This is a genomic window from Actinoplanes sp. NPDC051861, from assembly GCF_040681145.1.
Classification (GTDB): Bacteria; Actinomycetota; Actinomycetes; order Mycobacteriales; family Micromonosporaceae; genus Actinoplanes.
In genome coordinates, this window is sequence record NZ_JBFAYE010000004.1 from 40,110 (window position 1) to 57,958 (window position 17,849).

General features: G+C 70.3%; 22 protein-coding genes. 6 read left to right on the plus strand and 16 right to left on the minus strand.

Annotation, left to right across the window (positions count from 1 at the left end):
- Window position 1: 1 nt before the first annotated feature.
- From AB0M02_RS14340 to AB0M02_RS14370, 7 genes are read right to left on the minus strand one after another with little or no spacing between them, the layout of a single operon-like run.
- Window positions 2-532, minus strand: coding sequence for a DUF308 domain-containing protein (locus AB0M02_RS14340; protein WP_364226187.1), 531 nt, complete (start codon window positions 530-532; stop codon window positions 2-4).
- A 6-nt stretch (window positions 533-538) separates the two neighbouring features.
- A complete protein-coding gene (locus tag AB0M02_RS14345; protein WP_364226191.1) occupies window positions 539-940 on the minus strand; it encodes a hypothetical protein in 402 nt (133 codons plus the stop codon).
- A gap of 13 nt (window positions 941-953) precedes the next feature.
- Entirely contained in the window at window positions 954-1,415 is a 462-nt protein-coding gene (locus AB0M02_RS14350; protein ID WP_364226194.1) for a hypothetical protein, read from the minus strand.
- A complete protein-coding gene (locus tag AB0M02_RS14355) occupies window positions 1,412-2,074 on the minus strand; it encodes an ion channel (protein ID WP_364226197.1) in 663 nt (220 codons plus the stop codon). Before AB0M02_RS14355 ends, AB0M02_RS14350 begins: the two co-directional genes overlap by 4 nt.
- On the minus strand, window positions 2,071-2,301 hold the full coding sequence (locus AB0M02_RS14360; protein ID WP_364226200.1) for a hypothetical protein: 231 nt from the start codon (window positions 2,299-2,301) through the stop codon (window positions 2,071-2,073). Before AB0M02_RS14360 ends, AB0M02_RS14355 begins: the two co-directional genes overlap by 4 nt.
- 13 nt (window positions 2,302-2,314) lie before the next feature.
- On the minus strand, window positions 2,315-3,106 hold the full coding sequence (ppk2, locus tag AB0M02_RS14365) for a polyphosphate kinase 2 (RefSeq protein WP_364226203.1): 792 nt from the start codon (window positions 3,104-3,106) through the stop codon (window positions 2,315-2,317).
- Between the two features lie 56 nt (window positions 3,107-3,162).
- Complete coding sequence (locus AB0M02_RS14370; RefSeq protein ID WP_364226206.1) at window positions 3,163-4,008, minus strand: M48 family metallopeptidase; 846 nt, start codon at window positions 4,006-4,008, stop codon at window positions 3,163-3,165.
- A gap of 111 nt (window positions 4,009-4,119) precedes the next feature.
- Here AB0M02_RS14370 and AB0M02_RS14375 point away from each other — a divergent pair, with 111 nt between their 5' ends.
- Window positions 4,120-5,433 carry a diacylglycerol kinase family protein gene (locus AB0M02_RS14375; protein WP_364226209.1) on the plus strand — a complete coding sequence of 438 codons (1,314 nt, stop codon included), beginning with the start codon at window positions 4,120-4,122 and terminating at the stop codon, window positions 5,431-5,433.
- Here AB0M02_RS14375 and AB0M02_RS14380 read toward each other — a convergent pair.
- On the minus strand, window positions 5,393-5,923 hold the full coding sequence (locus AB0M02_RS14380; protein ID WP_364226212.1) for a hypothetical protein: 531 nt from the start codon (window positions 5,921-5,923) through the stop codon (window positions 5,393-5,395). The two genes, AB0M02_RS14375 and AB0M02_RS14380, sit on opposite strands and share 41 nt — an antisense overlap.
- 111 nt (window positions 5,924-6,034) lie before the next feature.
- Between AB0M02_RS14380 and AB0M02_RS14385 the strand changes: the two genes are divergently transcribed.
- The 3 genes from AB0M02_RS14385 to AB0M02_RS14395 are packed head-to-tail and all read left to right on the plus strand — an operon-like array spanning window position 6,035 to window position 7,784.
- On the plus strand, window positions 6,035-6,442 hold the full coding sequence (locus tag AB0M02_RS14385) for a hypothetical protein (RefSeq protein ID WP_364226214.1): 408 nt from the start codon (window positions 6,035-6,037) through the stop codon (window positions 6,440-6,442).
- On the plus strand, window positions 6,439-6,852 hold the full coding sequence (locus AB0M02_RS14390; RefSeq protein ID WP_364226217.1) for a hypothetical protein: 414 nt from the start codon (window positions 6,439-6,441) through the stop codon (window positions 6,850-6,852). Before AB0M02_RS14385 ends, AB0M02_RS14390 begins: the two co-directional genes overlap by 4 nt.
- Window positions 6,849-7,784, plus strand: coding sequence for a YihY/virulence factor BrkB family protein (locus AB0M02_RS14395; protein ID WP_364226219.1), 936 nt, complete (start codon window positions 6,849-6,851; stop codon window positions 7,782-7,784). Before AB0M02_RS14390 ends, AB0M02_RS14395 begins: the two co-directional genes overlap by 4 nt.
- On the opposite strand, the gene AB0M02_RS14400 is transcribed toward AB0M02_RS14395, so the two are convergent.
- Window positions 7,757-9,172: an MFS transporter gene (locus AB0M02_RS14400; protein WP_364226222.1), complete on the minus strand. Its 1,416-nt coding sequence runs from the start codon at window positions 9,170-9,172 to the stop codon at window positions 7,757-7,759. The genes AB0M02_RS14395 and AB0M02_RS14400 overlap by 28 nt on opposite strands.
- A gap of 127 nt (window positions 9,173-9,299) precedes the next feature.
- Between AB0M02_RS14400 and AB0M02_RS14405 the strand changes: the two genes are divergently transcribed.
- Complete coding sequence (locus AB0M02_RS14405) at window positions 9,300-10,550, plus strand: APC family permease (protein WP_364226225.1); 1,251 nt, start codon at window positions 9,300-9,302, stop codon at window positions 10,548-10,550.
- On the opposite strand, the gene AB0M02_RS14410 is transcribed toward AB0M02_RS14405, so the two are convergent.
- Window positions 10,547-11,095 carry a hypothetical protein gene (locus AB0M02_RS14410; protein ID WP_364226228.1) on the minus strand — a complete coding sequence of 183 codons (549 nt, stop codon included), beginning with the start codon at window positions 11,093-11,095 and terminating at the stop codon, window positions 10,547-10,549. The two genes, AB0M02_RS14405 and AB0M02_RS14410, sit on opposite strands and share 4 nt — an antisense overlap.
- A 109-nt stretch (window positions 11,096-11,204) precedes the next feature.
- On the opposite strand from AB0M02_RS14410, the gene AB0M02_RS14415 reads away from it, so the two are divergent.
- A complete protein-coding gene (locus tag AB0M02_RS14415) occupies window positions 11,205-11,699 on the plus strand; it encodes a hypothetical protein (protein ID WP_364226231.1) in 495 nt (164 codons plus the stop codon).
- Here AB0M02_RS14415 and AB0M02_RS14420 read toward each other — a convergent pair.
- The 6 genes from AB0M02_RS14420 to AB0M02_RS14445 are packed head-to-tail and all read right to left on the minus strand — an operon-like array spanning window position 11,680 to window position 17,842.
- On the minus strand, window positions 11,680-12,408 hold the full coding sequence (locus tag AB0M02_RS14420; protein ID WP_364226234.1) for a metallophosphoesterase: 729 nt from the start codon (window positions 12,406-12,408) through the stop codon (window positions 11,680-11,682). The genes AB0M02_RS14415 and AB0M02_RS14420 overlap by 20 nt on opposite strands.
- 11 nt (window positions 12,409-12,419) lie before the next feature.
- Window positions 12,420-13,373, minus strand: a complete 954-nt coding sequence (gene arcC, locus AB0M02_RS14425; RefSeq protein WP_364226237.1) for a carbamate kinase — start codon at window positions 13,371-13,373, stop codon at window positions 12,420-12,422.
- Window positions 13,370-14,371: an ornithine carbamoyltransferase gene (gene argF / locus AB0M02_RS14430; RefSeq protein WP_364226240.1), complete on the minus strand. Its 1,002-nt coding sequence runs from the start codon at window positions 14,369-14,371 to the stop codon at window positions 13,370-13,372. Before argF ends, arcC begins: the two co-directional genes overlap by 4 nt.
- Window positions 14,372-14,382: 11 nt before the next feature.
- Window positions 14,383-15,603, minus strand: a complete 1,221-nt coding sequence (locus tag AB0M02_RS14435; RefSeq protein WP_364226243.1) for an arginine deiminase — start codon at window positions 15,601-15,603, stop codon at window positions 14,383-14,385.
- Window positions 15,604-15,620: 17 nt separating this feature from the next.
- Complete coding sequence (locus AB0M02_RS14440; RefSeq protein ID WP_364226246.1) at window positions 15,621-17,006, minus strand: amino acid permease; 1,386 nt, start codon at window positions 17,004-17,006, stop codon at window positions 15,621-15,623.
- Window positions 17,006-17,842 (minus strand): class II glutamine amidotransferase, encoded by an 837-nt coding sequence (locus AB0M02_RS14445; protein ID WP_364226249.1) that lies wholly within the window; start codon window positions 17,840-17,842, stop codon window positions 17,006-17,008. The genes AB0M02_RS14440 and AB0M02_RS14445 overlap by 1 nt, the downstream gene beginning before the upstream one ends.
- Window positions 17,843-17,849: the final 7 nt, after the last annotated feature.

Sequence of the window (17,849 nt, forward strand, 5' to 3'; positions counted from 1 at the left end):
CTCAGGCCGCGGGCCGGGCCCGCAGGCCGACCACGGCTATGAGCAACAGCAGAATGCCGAGGAAGCAGAGCGTCGTCGCGCCGATGAACAGGAAGGTGGCCAGGCCGATGCTCGGCCAGACGAGGATGGCCACGGCGGCCACCATGGCGACGACGCCGAAGGCGATGCGCCAGCCACCCCCGGAGCCCCCGGAGTTGAAGCCCACGAAGATCTCGGCGAGGCCGTCGAGCAGCCAGCCGACGGCCACGATGACCAGCAGCAGCTTCAGCGAGCCCGCGATGTTGCGCAGGCAGAGGATGCCGACGATGGCGACCAGCGCGCTGAAGAGGATGCCCAGGGTCCGGTTGAACACCGGATAGCCGCTCGAGAACAGCAGCAGGAGCAGCCGCGCGACACCGGCGATCAGCAGGTTCAGGCCGAAGAGGAAGCCGACCACCTTGAGGGTGGCCTCGGGCCACGCGAAGGCGAGGATCCCGATCACGAGGGTCACGAGGCCGGCCACGAGTTGCAGCCAGAGGAACGCCCGGGACATGGCCGGCTACCGGACTTCGCGGCCGTGCACGGCCAGCGCGTAGATGATCAGAACGTCGACGGCGATGATGATCGTGGCCCAGATCGGGAACGCGGGCAGGAACATCAGATTGCCGAAGGCGCTGACGGAGGCGAGACCGATACCGACCACGCGCGCCCAGGTCTGGCCGAGGAAGACGCCGATGCCGGCGATCGCACCCAGGATGCCGATGCCCAGGTGCGTCCAGCCCCAGACGTCGTAGTCGACGGTGATCACCAGTCCGGAGCTCGTGGTCAGGAAGTAGTCGTCTTTGACGATGGCGACGATGCCCTCGACGGCCTGGAATCCGCCGAGCAGCATCAGCATCACGCCACTGAAGATCACCATGCCGACCCAGCCGGTCGGCTTGGCGGCAGTGTCGTTCGACATCGGACGGTCCTCTCTAGGTCTCGCGCCGGCGGGCCGGCGCCTTGGGCAGGTCGTTGAAGGCGGCGGCCAGGAACGGGCCGACCAGCGCGCTGCGGTCGGGCTCGGCGGCGGTGACCTCGATCAGCGCGCCGTCGTGCACCTGGAGCCGCATCCCGATCGCGTCCCGGCCGCAGTGCCGGGCGTCGCGGGCCGGAAGGGCGTAGACACCGGCCCGGCAGACCCGCGCGGCCAGCCGGACCGGGCGGTCGAGCACCGGGCCCCGGCGGATCACCAGCACGTCGCCGCACCAGCGCGCCCACATCCGGCGCGACCACCGCAGGCGCAGCAGCCGCCACTCCCCCGGCGGCGGGCCGCCGGCCGTACGGATCCGGCACCGGAAGGCACCGCCGTCGTCGGTGAATTCGCGCCGGGTGCGCCGTTCCCGGGCCAGGGCGGCGAGCAGCACCACGAGGGTCAGGAACAGCAGCGGCATCATGTGGGGTCCTCCGAGGTCGCTTGCCAGTTGCGCGGCCGCCAGTTCTCGACCACCTTCGCGACCGCGGTGACCAGAAACAGCTGGCCCAGGAGGGCCTCGAGGATCGCGATGCTCTGCGCCGGGTTGGTGGCCGGCACGAGGTCGCCGTACCCGGTGGTGGTCATGGTGACGAAGCTGAAGAAGAGGGCGTCCGAGAGCGGGGGATCGCCGTTCTCGCCGAACAGCGGCCCGGGCTGCAGGGCGGCGACGCACTCGTACGCGAATCCGAAGGCCATCCCGATCAGCAGGTACGCGGCGAGGGCGCCGAGCAGGGTCTGCTGGTCGACGCCCCGGCGTCCGGCCAGGTTCCGGACGATCGAGAACGGCGCGAGCAGGTACAGCGAGCTGGCCGCCAGGAACGTCCAGCCGATCAGCGGCGACTCGTGGAAGAAGAGGTTGAGGATCGCCGCGAACAGCGCGAGGGCGAAGACCAGGGCGGCGATCAGCCGGGCGCCGAGGTGTGCGCCGGAGACGCGCAGCGCCTGCCACACGGTCAGGGTCTGCACGAACAGCAGCACCGCCACGATCCAGCGTTCGTCGGCGGAGAGCGCCAGCACGTAGGTGACCACGATCAGCAGCAGCACCACCCCGTAGCCACCACGCACCGGCCGGGTTCTCAAGGGTTCTCCTCCGGCCCTTCTTCCGCGGGCAGGCGGCGCACCTCGATGAGCCGCAACCCGAGGCCGTGGATCCGGGAGATGAGGCCCACCACCGCCGACTGGTCGGGCAGTGACCCGTGCAGCACGGTCTCCGGCGGCTCCACGCTGATCGTCAGGTCGCGTAGCTCCGCCAGCACCTCGTCGGGAATCACCCCGGAGACTCTGACCTGGTATGACGCCTCGGGCACGATCTTGACCTCCTCACCCGGTGAACCGGCCGCTCTTCCTGCGCTCGGCCTCCATCGCGGCGATCTCCTCGACCCCGGGCACGACGATGCCGGGATCCGGGGTGAAGTCGAGTTCGGGATCACGTCCCTTGTAGTCGACCGCGTTGAGGATGACCTTCATGGTGTTGAGCCGGGCGCTCTGTTTGTCGTTGGAACGAACGATCAGCCACGGGGCGGCCCGGGTCTCGGTGCGTTTGAGCATCTCGTACTTGCGATAGGTGAAGTCGTCCCAGCGGTCCTGCGCCTGCAGGTCGATCTCGCTGAGCTTCCACTGCCGCAGCGGGTCGGTCCGGCGGCGCTCGAACCGCCGGGCCTGTTCCTCCTTGGTGACGCTGAAGTACATCTTCACGAGGACCGTGCCCTGGCGGACCAGGTCCTTCTCGAAGCCGGTCACCCCGACCAGGAAGTCGCGGTACTCCTTGGCGCTGCAGAATCCGAAGACCCGCTCGACCATCGCGCGGTTGTACCAGCTGCGGTCGAACAGGACCATCTCGCCGCCGGCCGGGAACTGGGCCACATAACGCTGGAAGTACCACTGTGTCCGCTGTTCCTCGGTCGGGCGGCCGAGCGCGACCACCCGGTAGTGCTTCTCGTTCATGAACCGGGTCACCCGGCGGATGGCCCCGCCCTTGCCGGCCGCGTCGCGTCCCTCGAACAGGACGATCATCCGGAGTCTCTCCAGTTCCAGATGACGCTGCAGTTTCAGCAGCTCGACCTGCCAGGGCCGGAGGGCTCGTTCGGCGTTCAGCTTGGCCGCGGGTTCCATGGTTCAAGGTTCGTTCCGGGCCCGCTGTGGCACGTCATCCCGCGCGGATGAGCCGATCAGGCCGTGGTCTCGGAACGTGCCCGTGACCTGAGCAGACCCAGCTTGAACAGGCGCTCGAGCCGCCGGACCGTGAACGGGTGCGACTGCGGCAGCTGGGCCAGCTCGACCCAGAACCCGCGCAGCTGCTGGCCCTGGCGCACCAGTTCCTCGATGTCGGTGGTGTGCTCGGTGTGCCGGCCGGAGGCGAGCAGGACCAGCCCGCTGGCGCCGGACGGGCAGAGGTACGCCCCGTGCCGGTCGCACGAGTACTCCCGCAGCCGCGACAGCGTCGGTCCCAGGATCGGGATCCGCTCCGAGTACGCGACCGAGAGCTGGTACCAGAGCCCGACGTGGTGCAGCTTGATGTGGCCCAGTTCGTGGCCGAGGATGAACCGCAGCCCGTCCCGGTTGTTCTGGTACAGGTTCACGAACAGCTCGTTGGCGAGCACCACGTAGTCGTGGCCGGTGGCCTGCGCGGCGAACGCGTTCAGGGTGCCGTTGCCGTTGGCCAGGAACAGGTTCGGCCGGCGGCGCAGGCCGAGCTTGTGCGCGAAGTCGTCGGCGGTGTCGTACAGGTCGGCGTACTGGCGCGGGGACAGCTGGACCGCGGTGCCGCGTACCGACGCCCGCTGGGTCTCACGGATGACGATCAGCGCCGGGATGAACAGCAACAGGCCGATGAACGCGGACCGCACGGCGGCGGCCCAGCCCGACTCCTGCAGCCGCTCCGGCAGGAAGGGCAACGTGATCGCCGCCTGGACGATCAGCCAGATGATGATCAGGTTGAGGACCACCATGAACACGTAGAAGGGCAGCTCGGCGCGGTGGCGCAACCGGCTGCCGGATGCATGGGATGTCGTCACGACGGCTCTCCTGTCCAGCGAATTGGCCACGACGATCCACCCGCGACGACGAGCGGCACATCATCCCGCAGGCATGAGGACCGCCCGCCGCGGCGGGGTGACGCTGACGAGATGAACCCACACTGGCTGGCCCGCCTGTCCTTCGTCACCGCGGCGGCGGCCGTGGTGCTGCTGCTCGCCGTCGCCGGCGTACGCGGAAGCCTCGGGCTCCTGCTCGTCGGCGCGATCGGCGCCGCGGTCGGACTGGCCGCCGCGTGGTGGTTCCTCACCCACCGCGGAGTACTGCGATGGCTGGCCGGTGTACTGGTGGTTCTCGCGCCACTGGTGGTCATGGTGCTCTTCGCGCGTGCGAACCTGATCTGGGTGGTCGTCCTCTTCGGACTCCTGTGGTCGGCCGCCGTGACGACCGGGCGGCGCGCGCTCGCGCCGGAGCGGGAGGAGACACCCACCGAGTACGAAACGGCGGCGCCGCGTCACCCGTACCTCATCATGAATCCCCGCTCGGGTGGCGGAAAGGTCGAACGCTTCCGCCTGGCCGAGCGTGCCCGCGCCCTCGGCGCGGAGGTGATCCTGATGGACGGCCCGGCGGTGGACGTCGCCGGTCTCGCCCGCCAGGCCATCCGCGACGGCGCCGACCTGCTCGGGGTGGCCGGCGGCGACGGCACGCAGGCCCTGGTGGCGGGCATCGCGGCCGAGCACGGCATCCCGTTCCTGGTGATCTCGGCGGGCACGCGCAACCATTTCGCGCTCGATCTCGGCCTGGACCGTGAGGACCCGTCGACCTGCCTGGACGCGCTCAGCGACGGCGTGGAGATCCGGGTCGACCTGGGACTGATCGGCGACCGGACGTTCGTCAACAACGCCTCGTTCGGCGCCTACGCGGCGATCGTGCAGAGTCCCGCCTACCGCGACGACAAGGTCGGCACCACGCTCAACCTGCTGCCCGCGGTGCTCGCCGGGCAGGACGGGCCGCACCTGCGGCTGGAGGTGGGCGACGTCATGGTGGCCGGCCCGCAGGCCGTGCTGATCAGCAACAACCCGTACACCGCGGACGACGTGGCGGGCCTCGGCGAGCGGCCGCGGCTGGACGGCGGGGTGCTGGGCGTGCTGGCGGTCAGCGTGCGTGGCGCGGCCGACGCCGCCGGTCTGATCAGCGGACGGGGCCGGGCGAGGTCGCTCACCGTGCGGACGACGGCCGAGGCCGTCGTCGACGCCGACTCGCCGTCGGTGCCGGTGGGCATCGACGGCGAGGCGGTCAGCCTGCCCACCCCGGTGCGGTGCTCGATCCGGGCGGGGGCATTGCGGGTACGGGTGCCACGGCACCGCCCCGGAGTGCGCCCCGCCCGTCCCGAGATGGACTGGACCCGGCTGAGGCGACTGGCTCTCACCAGCCGCCGTCGAGTTCCTTCGCCTCTGCCGAACTGATCAGCCCGATACCCACCAGATCGAACGGGCTGATGAAGCCGTCGGCCACGCGCAGCCCGCCGGCCCTTGCGATCGCGTCACGCAGCGGCACCGCCCAGTGGTGTTCGACCAGCAGCAGGGCCGCGGCGCTGTCCGGCGGGAGGTCGGCGAGCACGTCCCGTGCCCGCTGCTGATCGAAGAACGTCACACCGCCCTCGGCGTCGGCGCCGGCCGCGCCGAGAGCGGCACCGAGGGCGGCACCCTCCTCGCCGCCGTAGCCGAGACCGATCAGCGCGCCGATCTTGCTGCCGAGCTCGATCGCCTCCTCCTTCGTGAGGTTGCTCAGGTGCTCGGCCTCCAGTTCTCCGTCGGCGTCCTTGTAGACCGCGAGTGCGTCGATCACGCGTACCGTGTCGCTCTCCCGCAGCCGTTCGAGCTCGTCGATGATCTCGCCGTGGAAGTTGGGATGTCTGAAGCCCAGCACCAGAAGCTGGACGGGACCGATGGCCATGGATTTCGCTCCTCCCGTCGACCTCCACCGATCGTGCGGCGGCACCGCGTGACCGTCCTCATCCGGCGCGGGTGAGGACGGCTCACGTGCCCCGGCGTCATCCTCGGCGGCATGAGGAAGCTTCTGACAGTTCTGGCGGCCGTCGGCGTCCTCGCGGCGGGAGGCTGCGCGGCCGACGACGAGCCGGCCGCCCCCGCGGTGTGCGACAGCTTCGCCGCCGTGCAGAACACCGTGAACCACATCCGCGAGGTGAACGTCTCGGAGAACGGCCTGGTGGCGATCCGGCCGTACGTCGCTCAGCTGCTGAACGAGCTCAACCAGCTGGTGCTCGACGCGAAGGCGCAGTTCGGCGCGCAGGCCGACCAGCTGCGGGCCACAGTGGACCAGCTGCAGACGAGCGTGGGGACGGCCCGGGAGGACCCGAACGTCACCAACCTGGCCGCCGTGCGGACCTCGGTGGGCGCGGTCCGGGAGAGCGCCGTCTCGCTGCGTGACGTGATCGCCGGGACATGTCCATGAGAGTGCAGGAGAGCACCGCCACGGGCTGGACCGCCTGGGTGCTCTTCGGTGGCCTGCTCCTGGTCCTGCTCGGCACCGTGCACCTCTGCGTCGGGCTGCTCGCGCTGTGGCGGCCCGAGGTCCTCGCGGGCACCCGCTCCGACCTGCTTCTGGGGATCTCGATGACCGGGCTGGCCTGGGTGCACGTGGTGCTCGGCGCGGCGGCCGTGGTCACCGGTGTCGGCCTGGTGCGAGGGCTGGTCTGGGCGCGGATCCTCGCGGTCGTGCTGGCGGCGTGCGCCGCGCTGGTGAACTTCGCGTTCGCGGCCGCGCATCCGGCCTGGTCGATCATCGCGCTCCCGCTGGCCGGGGCGGTCATCTTCTCGGTCACCGCGCACGGCGGCGAGGTCGCCGACGCCTACGGGCCGTGATCCTCCGCCGCGTCGACGCGTTCCAGCAGCGCCACGCCGTGCCCGGTTTCGGGTACGCGGTGATCCGCAAGTTCCTGGACGACGCCGGGATGCGTGAGGCCGCCCTGATCACGTACTACGGTTTCCTCAGCATGTTCCCGCTGCTGCTGCTCGGGGTGGCGATCGTCTCCGAGGTCCTGTCCCGCCGGCCGGAGCTGCGGACGTCGGTGGTGGAGGCGATCGTCCCGCCGGTGCTCCAGGACGGCATCAACAGCGCGATGGCCGATCTGTCGTCGTCCTCGGTGGCGTTCATCGCCGGGGTGATCGGGCTCGTCTACTCCGGACTGGGCGTTGTGGTGTCCGCCTCCGACACCCTCAACCACGTCGCGGCCGTTCCCTTCCGCCTGCGTGCCGGGGTGATCGCCCGTTACCTGCGGGCGATCGCCGGCCTGGCGGTCATCCTGGCCGGGACCATCGCCGTGGGCGGGCTGACCGTGGCGGCCACCCTGCTGCCGGCGTTCTCGCTCGCCGGCTCCCTGCTGGGGTCGTGCGCGGTGGCGTTCGCGGTACTGCTGGCCGGATCCCGGATCCTGCTGTGCCGCCACGCGCCGTTCCGCGCGCTGTGGCCCGGGGCGCTGGCCGGTGCCCTGGCCGTCACGGTGATCCTCAACGTCGGCGCGATCGTCCTGCCGGAGCTGGTCCGCCGCGCCGGCCGCGTCTACGGTGGCTTCGCGACCGTGGCGGGTGTCTTCACCCTGCTCTACATCCTGAGCAACGCGCTCGTGCTGGCCGCGGAGATCGCCGCGGTCCGGTACGCGCGGCTGTGGCCGCGGACCCTGGATTTCGCGCGCCCGGTACCCGCCGACGCCCGTGCCATGGACCTGCTGGCCCGCGAGCAGGAGCGCATGCCGGCCGAGACCATCCGCTACGAACTGCGCGATCCGCCCGGGTGACGGTCCACCGGGAGGAACCAGGCGGCGGTCACGCCGATCAGTCCGGCGCCGGCCACGGCGGTCATCGCCAGAAGGTACGCGCGACCCGGCGCCGATCCGTCCACACCGGCCACCAGGATCGTGCCGGTCAGCGCGGCACCCAGCGACGACCCCAGGTTGGAGACGCTGCGCGACAGCCCGGAGATCTCACCCTGCAGGTGCTCCGGGAAGCTTCCCTGCACCACGTTCACCGACGGTGTCAGCATCCCGCCCAGCCCCAGGCCGATCACGAACAGGCCGGGGACCATGGCCCAGATCCGTGCCGACGTACCGCCCAGCGCGAGCAGCAGCACGATCCCGGCGACGGTGACCAGGAACCCCGCGATGATCAGGGTCCGCTGCGGCCGCCGCTTCGCCAGCCGCCCGGCGAACAGCGACGAGATCAGCACGCCGACCGTGGTGGCCGTGAACACGCCGCCGGTCTCGATGGCGTTGTAGCCACGGACCACCTGCAGGTAGGTGGACACCACGAACGAGCAGCCCATCACCATGAGCCACTGCATGTTCTGGGTGATCAGGCCCAGGTTGGAGGCACGGTTGCGGAACAGCGCGGTGGAGAGCAGCGGTTCCCGGCCGGCCCGCTCCTTCGCGCGCACGCTGGCGAAGAACCAGACCAGGACCAGCGCGCCCGCCGTCACCAGGCCGAGCGTGGCGAGTGGCTCGTCGGCGGCGGCGAGGATACCCATCACGATCAGGATCAGTCCGGTCGCCGAGAGCACCGCGCCGAGCACGTCGAACGGCACCGAGCGGTCGGCCGGCAGCGGATCGGTGACGGCACGCCGGCTCAGCAGCACGATCGCCAGGACGATTGCGGCCTGGAGGATGAAGGCGGCTCGCCAGCTCACCGCGTACGCGATGAACCCACCGATGAGCGGGCCCGCGACCGCGCCGATGCCACCCATGGCGCTGATCGCGCCGAAGGCGCGGGCCCGCGAGCCGATGTCGCTGAACAGCAGCGTGGTGAGGATGTAGACGGGCGGGATCAGCAGCGCCGTGCCGACGCCCTCCAGCACCGAGTAGCCCAGGATCAGGACGCCCAGCCCCGGCGCGAACGCGCTGAGCATCGCGCCCGAGCCGAACAGCAGCAGGCCGAGGATCAGGCACCACTTGCGGCCGAACAGGTCGGTCAGCTTGCCGCCGGGAATCATCAGCGCCGCCATCACCAGCAGGAACAGCGTGATCGCCAGCTGCACGCCCTGAACCGTGGTGTCCAGATCACGGCTGATGTCGCTGATCATCACGTTCATGTTGGACCCGGCGAAGCTGCAGATGAACTGCGCCAGCGCGAACGCGATCAGCGCCCGCCGCAGGGTCTCCGGGAAACGTCCGGTGCCGGTCCGCTCGGTCATCGCCCACCCGTCCGTCGCGGGACCGCTCCGCGCGGGCCCCTGCGGGCAGCCTCGGTCAGTGCCGGTTCCCGGGCGTCATTCGCACCGGATGAACGATCCGCGGGCGGTTCGGACTAAGAAGAGGTGCATGTCCTCGCTCTCCGTACGGCAGGCCGCATTCATCGGCGTCGGGTCCATGGTGGGCGCCGGCATCTTCGCTCTGCTCGGCGCGGCCGGTGAGGTCGCCGGTGCCGCCGTCTGGCTGTCGTTCCTGATCGCCGGGGCGGTCGCCGCCCTGCAGGGCTACTCGTTCGCCAAGCTGGGTGCCCGTTACCCGTCCGCCGGCGGGCTCCTCGAATACGTCGCCAAGGGCTTCGGCGACGGCCATTTCACCGGGGTGACCGCCTGGCTGACCTATTCGGCGAACGCGATCGTCACCGCCATGGTCGCGGTGTCGTTCGGCAGTTACGCCACCGACATGTTCCCCGGCGTGCACCCCAAGATCTTCGCGGCGCTGATCATCGTGTTGATGACAGTGGTGAACGTGATCGGCTCGACACTGGTGGCCCGCGCGCAGACCGTCATCGTCTACGTGGTCCTCAGCATCCTCGTGATCTTCGCCGTGGTCACGCTCGCCGACCTGAACCCTGATCTGCTCGCCCCGGCGAGCTATCCCCCGGCGCAGGACATCGTCTCCAGCGTCGCGCTGACCTTCTTCGCGTTCCTCGGCTTCGGCATCATCACGTTCACCGCCAAGGATCTCGCCCAGCCGTCCCGCCAGCTGCCCCGCGCGATGTTCCTGGCCCTGGGCATCGCCACGGTGATCTACGTGGCGATCGCGCTCGGCGTGTTCGGGACGCTCAGCGTCGACGAGGTGATCGCGTCCGGTGGCACGGCTCTGGCGGTGGCCGCGGAACCGGCGCTCGGCGACGCCGGCTACTGGATGATGGCGGTGACCGCACTGTTCGCCACCGCCGGCGCCACGAACGCGGGTCTCTACCCGGCGGCCGGGCTCAGCGAGCGGCTCGCCGAGACCGGCCAGTTCCCGCCGATGATGGGGCGCAGGACCGGCCGCGTGCCGAACGGGCTGCTCGTGCAGGCGGTCGCCTGTCTCGTCCTGGCGCTGGTCTTCGACCTGACCGCAATCGCCTCGATCGGCAGCGCGGTCGCTCTGCTGATCTTCATGCTGGTGTCCGTGGCGCACCTGCGGGTCCGACAGGACACCGGCGCGAACCTCGCGATGCTGCTCCTCGCGATCGGTTCGGCCGGGGTGGTGCTGGTGGTCTTCGTGGTCACCGACCTGATCCACTCACCGGCGGCGATGCTGACTCTGATCGGCATCATCCTGCTCAGCGTGGTCCTCGACGTCGTCGTCAAGCGGTCCCGCTCGAGGGTCTAGTGGCGATCCCTGCTCCACTCCGGGCCCACCTCGGCCCACTCACGCTGCCAGTCCTGGTCGCGGCGGCGGTCGAGCAGGGCCCGCCCGATCGCGCGGAGCCCGGCGAGGGCAGCCGCCGCGACGAGCATGACCGCGAGGGCCACCATGAGGGCCTGCGCGAGCGGGTCGCGCTCCAGCGGCGGCCCGCGCAGGGCGCCGCGGTCGTCCACCCAGACGGACGTCTTGTCGCCCTGCCGGGCGAGCGTGGAGACCTGCACGATGCCGGTGCGCGGGGTGCCGTCCGGCGCGGTCCAGGTGGCGCGGGCGGCGCGCGGGGTCTCGGTACGCGACTCGCCCATCCCGAGCGTCTCCGGTTCGGCCGTCAGCACCGCCTCGACCTGGTGCACATGCAGCCGCTCCCACTGCTCGGCCTGCCGGTCGGCGAGGTAGCTGGACCGGGCCGCCCACCAGCCGAGCAGCGGCCCGGCGAGGACGAACAGCAGAACGAGGGTCAGCGTCATACGGCTCTCGATCCGGTCCGATGGCCGGCGCAGTGGATTACCCATGCCGCCAGCATCGGACGCGGGCGGTGCCGCCGGTTCATCCCGGCCGGGTGATGAGGGCACGGCCCCCGGTCGGCGAGCCTGGATCCGTCGCCGTTCTCTGGAGGACCGCATGGCCGGCTCGATCCGCGTACGCCTGACTCGCGAGACCGAGGAGGAGACCGCCGCCGGGATATACGGCCTCATCGTCGGCGCGGCCGTGGTGGTGGCCTCGCACGCGAAGACCGTGGTGGCCGTGGTCGCGGCCGTCCTCGTGACGCTGTCCGTGTACTGGGTGGCGGAACGGTACTCGCGGATCGTCGCGGAGCGGATCCACTCCGGGCACCGGCCCACCTGGCACACCGTGCGCCACCATCTGACCAGCGGGTGGGAGCTGGTGACCGCCACGTTCCTGCCGCTGCTGGTCATGGTGATCTTCCGCGTCACCGGGCTGGGGCTGATCGGCGCGGAGATCGCGTCCCTGATCTGCACCACGCTGCTGCTGTGCGCGGCGGGCTGGCAGATGGGCGTCAACGGCCGGCTGACCCGTGGGGAGCGCGTCGTGTCGACATTGGTGGCCGGCGCGTTCGGTGCGGCGCTGGTGCTCCTCAAGACCCTGCTGCACTGAGGGTCACGACGCGGGCGGTGTGCCAGCCCTCGTTGCCGAGGACCCGCTCGCGGACCACGACGCCACCGGGGTCCACGGCGATCAGGCTCCACGAGCAGCCCACGCCACGCACCCGGCGGCTGGTGGCTGTTCCCGCGACCACGAACACCGGCCGGGCACGCCCGTTGACCCGGACGTCGGGCACGTGGGTGTGCCCGGCCAGGACGAGGTCCACCCGGGCCGCGCGGACCGCGCTCAGCAGCCGCCGCCGTCCCAGCAGCGGCGAGCTCAGCGGCGGATGGTGCAGTGCCAGCAGGCGTACGTCACCCGGCGGCGCCGCGCCCAGCACCCGCACCACCTTGGCCGCCTGCTGCGGCGAGACCCGCCCGTCCTTCCAGCGCCACGGCGGCATCGACTGCAGGCCCAGGGCGGTCAGGCCGGGTATCCGCAGCACCGGGTCCAGCTCCTCGTCGATCCACCGCTGGTAGCGGGCGTAGGGCGCGAACGCACGGCGAAGGCTGAGCAGCGGCACGTCGTGGTTCCCGGTGACGGTCAGCACCGGGCCCGGCAGCTGGTCCAGCAGGTCACGTACCTGCCGGAACTCCCGCTCCCGGGCCCGCATCGTGATGTCGCCGGTGGCCACCGTCAGGGCCGGGGCGGACGCCGCCACGTCCGCCGCCAGGCTGTCCACCGCCTCCTGGCGGTGTGCGCCCAGATGGAGGTCCGACACGTGGGCGATGATCACCTGGGCGGGCGCAGGTCGTGCGGCCCGCCGTAGTCACCGCCCGGCGTCACCACTGTCCCCGCCTTGCCGGCGAGAATCGCCGCCGCGTCCTCCAGCGCGCCGATGGCCGCCAGGTCACCGGTCATCTCCACGAACCGGCAGACCGCGTCGACCTTCGGTCCCATCGACCCGGCGGCGAACTCCTCGCTCCGCAGCTCGGCCGGGGTGGCCCGGCTGATCGGCCGCGGATCCGGCCCGCCGAACCCGCGGATCACCGCGGGCACGTCGGTCAGCAGCAGCAGCGCGTCCGCGTCCAGTGACTCGGCCAGCACCGCGGTGGCCAGGTCCTTGTCCACGACCGCCTCGACGCCGCGCAGTTTCCCGTCCGAGTCCCGGATGACCGGGATCCCGCCGCCGCCGGCGCAGACCACGATCGTGCCGCCGAACAGCAGCGACCGGATGATCCGGGTCTCCACGATCCGCTGCGGCTGCGGCGAGGGCACCACCCGCCGCCACTTCGCGCCGTCCTGGGCGATGTCCCAGCCGCGCTCGGAGGCGTACCGATGTGCGGTTTCCTCGTCGTAGACCGCGCCGACGAACTTGGTCGGCGCGGAGAACGCCGGGTCCGCCGCCGACACGAGCGTCTGGTCGAGGATCGCGGCCACCTGCCGCCCGGGCAGGGCGTTCTGCAGGGCCTGCAACAGCCAGTACCCGATCATGCCCTGGGTCTGCGCGCCCAGGACGTCGAACGGGTACGGCACCTCGAGGGACTCGTCCGCCGCGCTCTGCAGGGCGAGCATGCCGACCTGCGGCCCGTTCCCGTGGGTGATGACGACCTCGTGCTCGGCCGCCAGCGGCGCCAGCGCGGTCACCGCGCGCAGGGCGTTGTCGCGCTGGGTCGCGGCGTCCGGGCGCTGCCCGCGTTCGAGCAGCGCGTTGCCGCCGATCGCGATGACGATCCGCATCGTCATGCCCCCAGCGTGGCGACCATGACCGCCTTGATGGTGTGCATCCGGTTCTCCGCCTGGTCGAAGACGATCGAGTACGGGCCCTCGAACACCTCGTCGGTGATCTCCAGAGCGTCCAGGCCGGTGTGCTCGTAGATCTCCTCGCCGACCTTGGTGCGCCGGTCGTGGAACGCCGGCAGGCAGTGCATCACCTTGACCGCCGGATTCCCCGCGGCGCGCACCACGTCCATGTTGATCTGGTACGGCCGGAGCAGCCGGATCCGCTCGTCCCACGCCTCTTTCGGCTCGCCCATGGACAGCCACACATCGGTGTAGAGGAAGTCCGCGCCGCGAACGCCCTCCTCGACGCTCTCGGTGTGCGTGATCCGCGCGCCGGTGGTCTCCGCGATGCTCTGCGCCGCCTTGATCACTTCTTCCGGGTTCCACCGCGACTGCGGCGCCACCATCCGGACGTCCATGCCCATCATGGCGCCGGCCACCAGCAGCGAGTTGCCCATGTTGTTGTGCGCGTCGCCGAGGTACGCGAACGTGATCTCGTTGTCGTGCTTGAGCGAGTGCTCGCGCATGGTGAGCAGGTCGCACAGCGTCTGGGTGGGGTGCCACTCGTCGCTGAGCCCGTTCCACACCGGAATGCCGGAGTACCGCGCCAGGGTCTCCACGTTCTCCTGGCCGAACCCGCGGTACTCGAGCGCGTCGTAGAAGCGGCCGAGCACCCGCGCGGTGTCCGCCACCGACTCCTTGTGCCCCAGCTGCGTGCTGCCCGGGTCCAGGAACGTGACGTGCGCGCCCTGGTCGTACGCGGCCACCTCGAACGCGCAGCGCGTACGCGTCGACGTCTTCTCGAAGATCAGTGCGATGTTCTTGCCGCGCAGCCGGGGCACCTCGGTGCCGGCGTACTTGGCGGCCTTCAGGTCGGCGGCGATCTTGAGCATGAACTTCCACTCGGCTGGTGTGAAGTCCAGCTCCTTGAGGAAGCTGCGGTTACGAAGGTTGAGGGACATGACGAGACTCCTCAGACAGCGTCGCGCTCGATCGGACAGGTCATGCAGCGGGGACCTCCGCGGCCCCGGCCCAGTTCGCTCCCGGCGATGGTGATCACTTCGATCCCGTGCCGGCGCAGGAAGGTGTTGGTGGTGACGTTGCGCTCGTACCCGACGATCACGCCGGGCTCGACCGCGAGGAAGTTGTTGCCGTCGTCCCACTGCTCGCGCTGTGCCGCGCGGACGTCCTCGTTGGTCTCCAGCACCTGGATCTTGTCGATGCCGACCGTCTCGGCGATCGTCGCGAACAGGTCGTCGTTGGCGACCACCCGCAGCCCGTCCGGGTCGTCCTCGGGCAGCACCGTCCACGACCGCAGCGTCTGCTGCAGGTACGGGTACACCACGAAGGTGTCCCGATCGATCATGGTCATCACCGTGTCGAGGTGCATCATGGCGTGCGAGTGCGGCAGTTCGATCGCGATGACCTTGGTCGCCACGCCGGCCGTGAACAGGCTCTTGGCCAGGTTCTCCACGCCCATCGCGGTGGAGCGCTCGCCCAGCCCGATCATCACCGCGCCGCCGCCGAGCACGTGGATGTCGCCACCCTCCAGGCAGGCCGGCTGGTGCGGCTTGTCGTCGCCGCCGTACCAGACGGTGAAGTCGGAGAGCGTGAACATCGGGTGGAACCGGTAGATCGCGGCGCTGTGCACCGACTCGCGCAACCGGGCCGGCATCGCCATCGGGTTGATGCTCACCCCGCCGTAGATCCACGCCGAGTTGTCCCGCTGGAACAGGTGGTTGGGCAGCGGCGTGAGCACGAAGTCGTCGGCGTGCATCAGTTCCCAGCGCAGGCTGTTCACGGTGAACCCGGCGAGCTCGTTCTTGAGCACGCCACCGATCAGGTAGTCGGCGAGTTTCTCGCTCTCGGCCTGTTCGGCGAGCTTGCGCAGCGGCCCGACCAGGGTCGGCCCGACCGTGTCGTCGGTGATGATCCGGTCCAGGACCCAGGCGCGGGCGGCCGGGATGTCGAGGACGTCGGCGAGCAGTTTGGCGAAGTAGTGCACCTTGATCCCGCGCTCGCGCAGCACCTCGGCGAAGGCGTCGTGCTCCTCGCGCGCCCGGCGGGCCCAGAGGATGTCGTCGAAGAGCAGGTCCCGGACGTTGTCCGGGGTGAGGCGGCTCAGTTCGACGCCGGGGCGGTGCAGGATGACCTGCCGCAGCTTTCCGGTCTCGGAATCGACGTGGAAACTCATGCTGATCTCCCGTGTGATCACTGATAGGGCGGGACGGGCGGTGGCGCGGTCATCCGGTTGCGGACTGCGAGGAAAACGGGGATGCCGAGCAGGAACGCCCCGCCCGCCATCAGGAACGGGCCCCAGACGACGTACCACTCGTCGGCGCCGGTGTTGCGCGAGTACCAGACGAAGAAGATCGAGAACACGAGCGCGAGCACCGCGACCGTGACGTCGCGGGCGAAGCGTGGCGTGCTGCCCAGGCGGCGGTCCTGCCGGCGCCACTTGAGCTGGGCGAGCGCGGAGAATCCGTACGGGATGGCGGCCGTGATCCCGGTCATCAGCACGAGCGTGTTGAAGACCGTCGCACCGCTCGCACCGGCGTAGCTGATCACCATGGCGACGGCGGCCAGGCTCGTGGAGGCGATGATGCCGGCGGCCGGCACCCCGCGGCGGGAGAGCTTGCCGAAGATCGCCGGGAAGACGCCGTCCTTCGCGGCGGCCAGCGGCACCTCGGCGCAGATCATGGTCCAGCCGTTGAGGGCGCCGAGGCCGGAGATGACCACGGCGATCGCGACCAGGTCACCGGCCCAGGTACCGCTGCCGGTCATCGTGTTGGCCGCCACCGAGTACGACGCCTTGTTCACGTCCTCGGCGAGCACGGCGGACGGGACGGTGCCGAACACCGCGATCATCGAGAGCAGGTAGACGACCGCCGCGCCCAGGGTGCCGAAGACGGTGGCCCGCGGGATGTTGCGGGCCGGGTCGCGCACCTTGGCGGCGGCCACCGCGGCGCTCTCCACGCCGAGGTAGCTGAAGAGGCAGATCGCCATCGCGGCGCCGATCGCCGCCCAGTCGCTGTCACCGCTGAGGTTGGCCGGGCTGAAGTTCTCCGTGCTGATGAAGAACAGCCCGGCGGTCGACATGATCGCCAGCGGGATGAACTTGATGACGGTGGTCCAGAGCTGGACGGCGCCCATGTTCTTGACGCCGGACAGGTTGATCGCCGCGGGCACCACGAGGCCGACCAGCGCGATGACGATCGACCAGATGGTCTTGCCGTCCTTGTTGATGAAGTACTCGACGTAGAAGACCCAGCCGGTCACGATGGCCGCGTTGCCGGCCCAGGCGGTGATCCAGTACGACCAGGCGTTGGTGAAGCCGATGCCGTTGCCGAACGCGGCGCGGGCGTAGGCGTACGGGCCGCCGTCGGCGGGCAGGCGGCGGGAGAGGACGGCGAACATCAGCGCGAGCATCAGCGCGCCGAAGGTGGTCAGCGCCATCGCGATGATGCTGATCGGGCCGATCGAGGCGAGCGAGTAGGGCAGGTTGAAGATCCCGACCCCGATGATCGTGCCGAGGATCAGCGCGGTCGCCTGGGGCAGACCGAGTTTGGACGCTTCCTTCTCGGTGACAGCGGTCATCACGGCACCGCCGGCTCGAACCGGCCGAGCTCGTCGGATCCCTTCTGGATCACGCCGTAACTGGACTCCGGCACCGGCTGCCAGGCGCCCTCCAGCTCACCGAGCGGCTCGGACACCACCAGCCGGGTCTCGTCGGAGAGCCGGTGCAGCGCCTTGTTCTCCGGGTAGAGTTTGTGCAGCGCGGTGATCTCGGTGCTGTAGTACAGCGACCGGCTGTGCCCCTCGCTGGAGTACCGGAAGCACCAGGTCCGGTCGCCGTCGGTGGTGGCGACGGTCATCTGGAGCGGCTGTTCCACCCCGTACGCGCGGCCGACCGACTCGACCAGCCCCGCCATCCGCTCGACCGCCGCCACCGGACGGTCCCGCAGGCCGAACGTGAGCGCCAGGTAGAACATCACCTCGGAGTCGGTGGAGCCGGCCAGGAACGGGTAGAGCTCCGGGTCGACGGCCAGCACCAGGTCGCGCTTGAGCCGGGCGAAGTCGCGGATCGAGCCGTTGTGCAGCCAGAGCCAGTTCTGGTAGCGGAACGGGTGGCAGTTGGTCTGCTGCACCGGGGTGCCGGTGCTGGCCCGGATGTGCGCGAGGAACAGCGGCGACATCGTGGAGCGGGCCAGTTCCCGCAGGTTCCCGTCGCTCCACGCGGGCCCGACGCCGCGGAACAGGGCGGGCTCGGCCGGTCCGTCGAGCGGGTACCAGCCGACGCCGAACCCGTCGCCGTTGGTCGTCTCCACCCCCATCCGGGAGTGCAGACTCTGGTCGATCAGTGAGAAGCGGGGCTTGTAGAGAAGCTCTTCGAGCCGGATGGGTGTACCCGAATACGCCAGCCAGCGGCACATGGCGGAT

Coding starts and splice junctions, on each gene's coding strand:
- arcC (WP_364226237.1), bottom strand. CDS start 13,373: ATGACGATGCGGATCGTCATCGCGATCGGCGGCAACGCGCTGCTCGAA.
- AB0M02_RS14435 (WP_364226243.1), bottom strand. CDS start 15,603: ATGAGTTTCCACGTCGATTCCGAGACCGGAAAGCTGCGGCAGGTCATC.
- AB0M02_RS14350 (WP_364226194.1), bottom strand. CDS start 1,415: ATGATGCCGCTGCTGTTCCTGACCCTCGTGGTGCTGCTCGCCGCCCTG.
- AB0M02_RS14405 (WP_364226225.1), top strand. CDS start 9,300: ATGTCCTCGCTCTCCGTACGGCAGGCCGCATTCATCGGCGTCGGGTCC.
- AB0M02_RS14390 (WP_364226217.1), top strand. CDS start 6,439: ATGAGAGTGCAGGAGAGCACCGCCACGGGCTGGACCGCCTGGGTGCTC.
- AB0M02_RS14445 (WP_364226249.1), bottom strand. CDS start 17,842: ATGTGCCGCTGGCTGGCGTATTCGGGTACACCCATCCGGCTCGAAGAG.
- AB0M02_RS14415 (WP_364226231.1), top strand. CDS start 11,205: ATGGCCGGCTCGATCCGCGTACGCCTGACTCGCGAGACCGAGGAGGAG.
- AB0M02_RS14400 (WP_364226222.1), bottom strand. CDS start 9,172: ATGACCGAGCGGACCGGCACCGGACGTTTCCCGGAGACCCTGCGGCGG.
- AB0M02_RS14345 (WP_364226191.1), bottom strand. CDS start 940: ATGTCGAACGACACTGCCGCCAAGCCGACCGGCTGGGTCGGCATGGTG.
- argF (WP_364226240.1), bottom strand. CDS start 14,371: ATGTCCCTCAACCTTCGTAACCGCAGCTTCCTCAAGGAGCTGGACTTC.
- ppk2 (WP_364226203.1), bottom strand. CDS start 3,106: ATGGAACCCGCGGCCAAGCTGAACGCCGAACGAGCCCTCCGGCCCTGG.
- AB0M02_RS14375 (WP_364226209.1), top strand. CDS start 4,120: ATGAACCCACACTGGCTGGCCCGCCTGTCCTTCGTCACCGCGGCGGCG.
- AB0M02_RS14440 (WP_364226246.1), bottom strand. CDS start 17,006: ATGACCGCTGTCACCGAGAAGGAAGCGTCCAAACTCGGTCTGCCCCAG.
- AB0M02_RS14380 (WP_364226212.1), bottom strand. CDS start 5,923: ATGGCCATCGGTCCCGTCCAGCTTCTGGTGCTGGGCTTCAGACATCCC.
- AB0M02_RS14410 (WP_364226228.1), bottom strand. CDS start 11,095: ATGGGTAATCCACTGCGCCGGCCATCGGACCGGATCGAGAGCCGTATG.
- AB0M02_RS14340 (WP_364226187.1), bottom strand. CDS start 532: ATGTCCCGGGCGTTCCTCTGGCTGCAACTCGTGGCCGGCCTCGTGACC.
- AB0M02_RS14385 (WP_364226214.1), top strand. CDS start 6,035: ATGAGGAAGCTTCTGACAGTTCTGGCGGCCGTCGGCGTCCTCGCGGCG.